Source organism: Pedobacter sp. (assembly GCF_035317785.1).
Lineage (GTDB): Bacteria > Bacteroidota > Bacteroidia > Sphingobacteriales > Sphingobacteriaceae > Pedobacter.
This window is the reverse complement of record NZ_DATHGC010000102.1, coordinates 1-4,413: the sequence shown is the minus strand read 5'-3', so window position 1 is coordinate 4,413 and position 4,413 is coordinate 1. Positions and strand designations below refer to the sequence as shown.

Below are 4,413 nucleotides of genomic sequence, written 5' to 3'. Positions count from 1 at the left end.
ATAGGTGTGCGGCCTGTATTAGCATATGCTTCAGTGATTAACAGCATGTAATCCAGGGCATTTACCAGTTTCGGCATGTTTGTAGGATCCTGCAAACCGATATAGTTGTTATAAGAAATACTGACCTGATCGTTATTTGCTCTTTTGGTGGTAACCAAAATTACGCCATTTGCGGCCCTGGACCCATAGATAGAGGAAGAAGCCGCATCCTTAAGGATAGAAATGGATTCGATTAAATTTGGATCAATGTTGTTGATTGAGCCTTCGATTCCATCGATCATTACCAGCGGATTGGGATCGGTTATAGTACCTATCCCGCGGATGCGAATAGTTCCGCCATCAGAACCGGGCCTTCCGGAACTTTGTCTGACGGTAACGCCAGGGGCCATACCTTGTAAGGCAGCCGAGGTTTGCCCCATCGGGCGTGTAGCCAGGTCCTTTCCTGAGACCATAGAAACAGCACCCGTTAAGTTGACTTTCTTTTGTGTACCATAACCTACTACCACCACTTCATTCAGGTCCAGTTTCTGAGGTTTCAGACTGATATTCAGGAAAGTTTCATTTCCAACCTTTATACTGGCGATCTCGTAGCCAAGGTAAGAAACCAGCAAAACAGAGTTTTGGTCTGGAACCTCAATTGCAAATTCTCCATTGCTATTTGTAGTGGCCGCCGCCGCTGAGCCTTCAATTTTTACTGAAGCTCCGGGTAGTGGTCCGCCATTTTCATCTGTAACCTTTCCCTTTATAAGAATACTTTGCCGGATTAGTGCCGGGGCAAAGATGAGCGGCTTTTTCTTAATGACTACTGTTTTGTCAATAATGGAATAAACTAACGACTGGTTTGAAAAGCACAGGTTAAGTGCTTCTTCCAACGGTACATCTTTAACATTAATGTCTATCAGGTTTGCTTTTCGGATGAGCTTTGTATCACCTATAAAAAAATAGTTGGTTTGGTTTCTGATCTTCCTGATGATGGTTTCAAGAGAAGCACTTTTTTCATTCAGGGATATCTTTTGTGCTCTTGTTGAAGCACTTACCTGAAGTAAACAAGCTATAGATATAATAATGATTAGCCTCATTATACGGATTAGTTGTTCAGAATCCCAAGCCGAAAGCTCAGCTCTGAATTGATCGTAAAATTTCATACATTTGGTTTTGTTTGGGTTCGGCGAAGCTTTCTCTTTTTATAAAGAATGCCTCGCAGTATTGATTAGTTGTTCGTTGCAATTTTATCTGGTATATCCAAACATCAGTCAGGGGTGTTCGAGCATCCCTGACTTCATTTGATATTACCGTTATTTATGTAAGTGTTATGGTATAACGATAATGATCCTCCCTTCTATTTTAAAGTGTACACTTCCGGTTGATTCTAATATTTTCAATAAAGACGAGATGTCTTTTGATCGCTCTATAATGCCCAAAAGAGACAGGTCTTTCAGCTCGTCTTCAAGCTGATACTCCACATCGTACCACCTTGCGATCCTTCGCATGATGCTTTCTAATTTTTCATCGTTAAATACGAAGTAACCGTTCTTCCATGCAATGGCATCCTGCACTCTGACAGGCATAACGTTAATGGAACCCGAGTTTCTATTGGTTTGCGCCTGCTGACCAGGACTGAGCACAACATGATTTGCCTGGGATACTATTTTAACTGAACCTTCCAATAGCGTAGTTTTTGTCGCTGAATCATCAGCATAACTATTTACATTGAAATGAGTGCCCAATACCTCTATATCCTGATCTTTGGTGTGCACAATAAATGGCATCTCTTTATTCTTGCTCACTGCAAAATATGCCTCGCCATCCAACTCAACTACCCTCCTTTTTCCCTTGAAAACTGCGGGAAATTTAAGTACCGATTCAGAATTTAACCACACATGGGTTCCATCAGGCAAAATCACCTGGTATTGTCCTCCGCGGGGTATAGTCAGGGTATTAAATACCTCTTCAGTATTCTTTTCAGGCCCGGAAGGCGTTGAAGAATCCGCAGTATAGATTAACTGACCAATACCTGCTTTGGCAATTAATGTCCCCGCCTGACTGGCAAGCCGGCCTGTTGTGGAATCATTTAAAACTATCTGCCTGCCGTTAGAAAGTGTGAGAATGGCCTTATCCGATCCGGGAACAATATTTGGTTTATTTCTAACCGTATTTACGGTATTATCTGCAGGTAAATTCGCTGATCTAAAGAAAAACCCCACAGTTAAAACAATTAACAACATCGCTGCTACAGCAATCCAGCGGTTATAAATAAAACTACGGGAACGCTTATCTTTTGCTGCATCAATTCCGGCCCATATTTTTTGTTCTATTTCCGCTGTCCACTTCTCACCCTCACCTTTGCGGTTTAACAAACTTAGAAAATCCTCATCCAGTTGTTCGTCAAAACGCCCCGATTTGACCATGGTGCGCAATTCCTCCCACTCCTCCTGAGAAATCACATTCTCTTTAAAGTTTTGTAAAAGTGTATGGAAACGGTTTTTGTTCATTTGAGAATCCTATTTATACTAAAGACGATCCGTCAAATCAAATGGCCCAATTAAAAATAAAAATTACCTAAAAAAAAGAAAGAGGAAGGCTGGCAGGGTGACCAAAGTTTGAAGATGTGACCTTAAATACTCGCGGACACGCTTACGGCTCAATTCTAAATGCCGTTTTACAGTGAGTTTCGAAATGTTCATTTTTGCAGCGATTTCGGCATAACTCAACTCTTGCTCGTTGATTAAAAGCCATGCTTCTTTTTGCTGAGGCGGCAATTGTCTGATTGCATTACTCAGCAGTTCCTCGTACTCTATTTGTTCAATCTTTTCGGCGGTTGTATTAACGGGTTCATTTTCCCGTAACATAAGTTCTGCCAGAAATTTTGCCTCTACGGTTATCTTTTTAAAATGATCAAGGGTCAAGTTTTTTGTAATCACAAAAAGGTAATCCTTGAGGCACCTTACTTCTTTTAACTTTTGACGGTTATTCCAAAGCTTGATATAAACCTGTTGCACCAGTTCAATTGCGATGTGTTCATTTTTAACGTATGTCATGACCACATTGTAAATATTTTTATTGGTTTTATGATACAGACGGTTAAAGGCAAGTTCGCTACCTGCAACGATCTGCTCCTGCAATAAATTGTCTTCATGAATATTTTGTTCATCAACTTGCAACATGTACCGAATGCTTCATCAGATTAATTTGGAGAATAGCTATGCCAATATAAATATTTTATTTATACACTGTAGCCTATTTTTACCTGATCATTGCGGATTTACCTCGGCAGTTAAGCCTAAGTATAGCGGAAAGTAATAGAAATGTTATATAACATTTCTATTATATGATTTTCCTTCAATAAATGTTCTATTTGTTAAAAAAAGTCATGCCTTCTGATCAAAAAAAATCACCCCCTATACTATTAGTTGTTTTAGCCTTTTTTACCGTTTACACCGTATGGGGATCTACCTATTTCTTCATAGCAAGGGCACTCCATGGATTTCCGCCGTTCTTTCTTGGCACATTCAGGTTTATCGCGGCTGGTCTGCTGTTGCTGGCCTGGTGTAAATTTAAGGGTCTCCCGGTCTTTGATAAGAAAAATATATTTAATGCAGGTATCAGCGGAGTGCTGATGCTGGGTGTCGGCAACGGCATCGTGATCTGGGTGGAGCAGTTCATGACCAGCGGCCTGGTTGCCATTATGGTATCCTCCGCCGCCATTTGGTTTGTAATCCTCGACAGGAAACTCTGGAAACAAAACTTCAGTAATAAATTTACCGTTGCCGGGCTCATCATTGGCTTTCTGGGTGTAATCCTGCTCTTCTGGGAGCAGCTCTCCGGTTTTGAAATAGGACAGGACAAAAGAACAGTTTTGGGAATGATCCTGCTGATCATAGGCCCCATCGGCTGGGCAGGAGGATCCCTGTACTCTAAATATCACCCCGGAAACAATAACAATGCATCAGTTTCCACAGCGTGGCAGATGATCATTGCCGGTTTGTTCTTTATACCTCCGTTCCTTTTATCAGGAGAAGCACAACAGTTCAGCCTTCAGGATGTCCCTGCTTCAGCATGGTGGTCTGCAGGCTATCTGGTTATTTTTGGATCGATCCTGGCATTCAGCGCTTATGTCTGGCTGCTGCAGGTCCGGCCGGCCACTCAGGTCAGCACCTATGCCTATGTAAACCCGGTTGTAGCGGTATTACTCGCGGTGTTTTTCGGAAATGAGATCATCAGCGGAATCCAGATCACCGGTTTGGTGGTGATTCTGGGAAGTGTATTGCTGATCAACATGTCCAAATATAAAAAGCCGGTGCAGACTGAACTGCACACGGAAGGCATAAAGAACGCCGAAAAAGCAGAAAGCGCCTAACGATTTAATGTTGCTGCTGAACTACAGCATAGTACTTTAGATCAACAATGTCGTTG

Annotated in this window: 4 protein-coding genes; 1 reads left to right on the top strand and 3 read right to left on the bottom strand. The window is 41.8% G+C overall.

Annotated elements, in window-relative coordinates:
* The 3 genes from VK541_RS06215 to VK541_RS06205 all read right to left on the bottom strand — a co-directional run.
* The coding region (locus tag VK541_RS06215) for a SusC/RagA family TonB-linked outer membrane protein (protein ID WP_324367992.1) at nucleotides 1-1,145 on the bottom strand (1,145 nt) is incomplete at its 3' end.
* Between the two features lie 165 nt (nucleotides 1,146-1,310).
* Nucleotides 1,311-2,492, bottom strand: coding sequence for a FecR family protein (locus VK541_RS06210; protein WP_324367990.1), 1,182 nt, complete (start codon nucleotides 2,490-2,492; stop codon nucleotides 1,311-1,313).
* A 63-nt stretch (nucleotides 2,493-2,555) separates the two neighbouring features.
* On the bottom strand, nucleotides 2,556-3,164 hold the full coding sequence (locus VK541_RS06205; protein ID WP_324367988.1) for an RNA polymerase sigma factor: 609 nt from the start codon (nucleotides 3,162-3,164) through the stop codon (nucleotides 2,556-2,558).
* 206 nt (nucleotides 3,165-3,370) lie between these two features.
* Here VK541_RS06205 and VK541_RS06200 point away from each other — a divergent pair, with 206 nt between their 5' ends.
* On the top strand, nucleotides 3,371-4,357 hold the full coding sequence (locus VK541_RS06200) for an EamA family transporter (protein ID WP_324367986.1): 987 nt from the start codon (nucleotides 3,371-3,373) through the stop codon (nucleotides 4,355-4,357).
* Nucleotides 4,358-4,413: the final 56 nt, after the last annotated feature.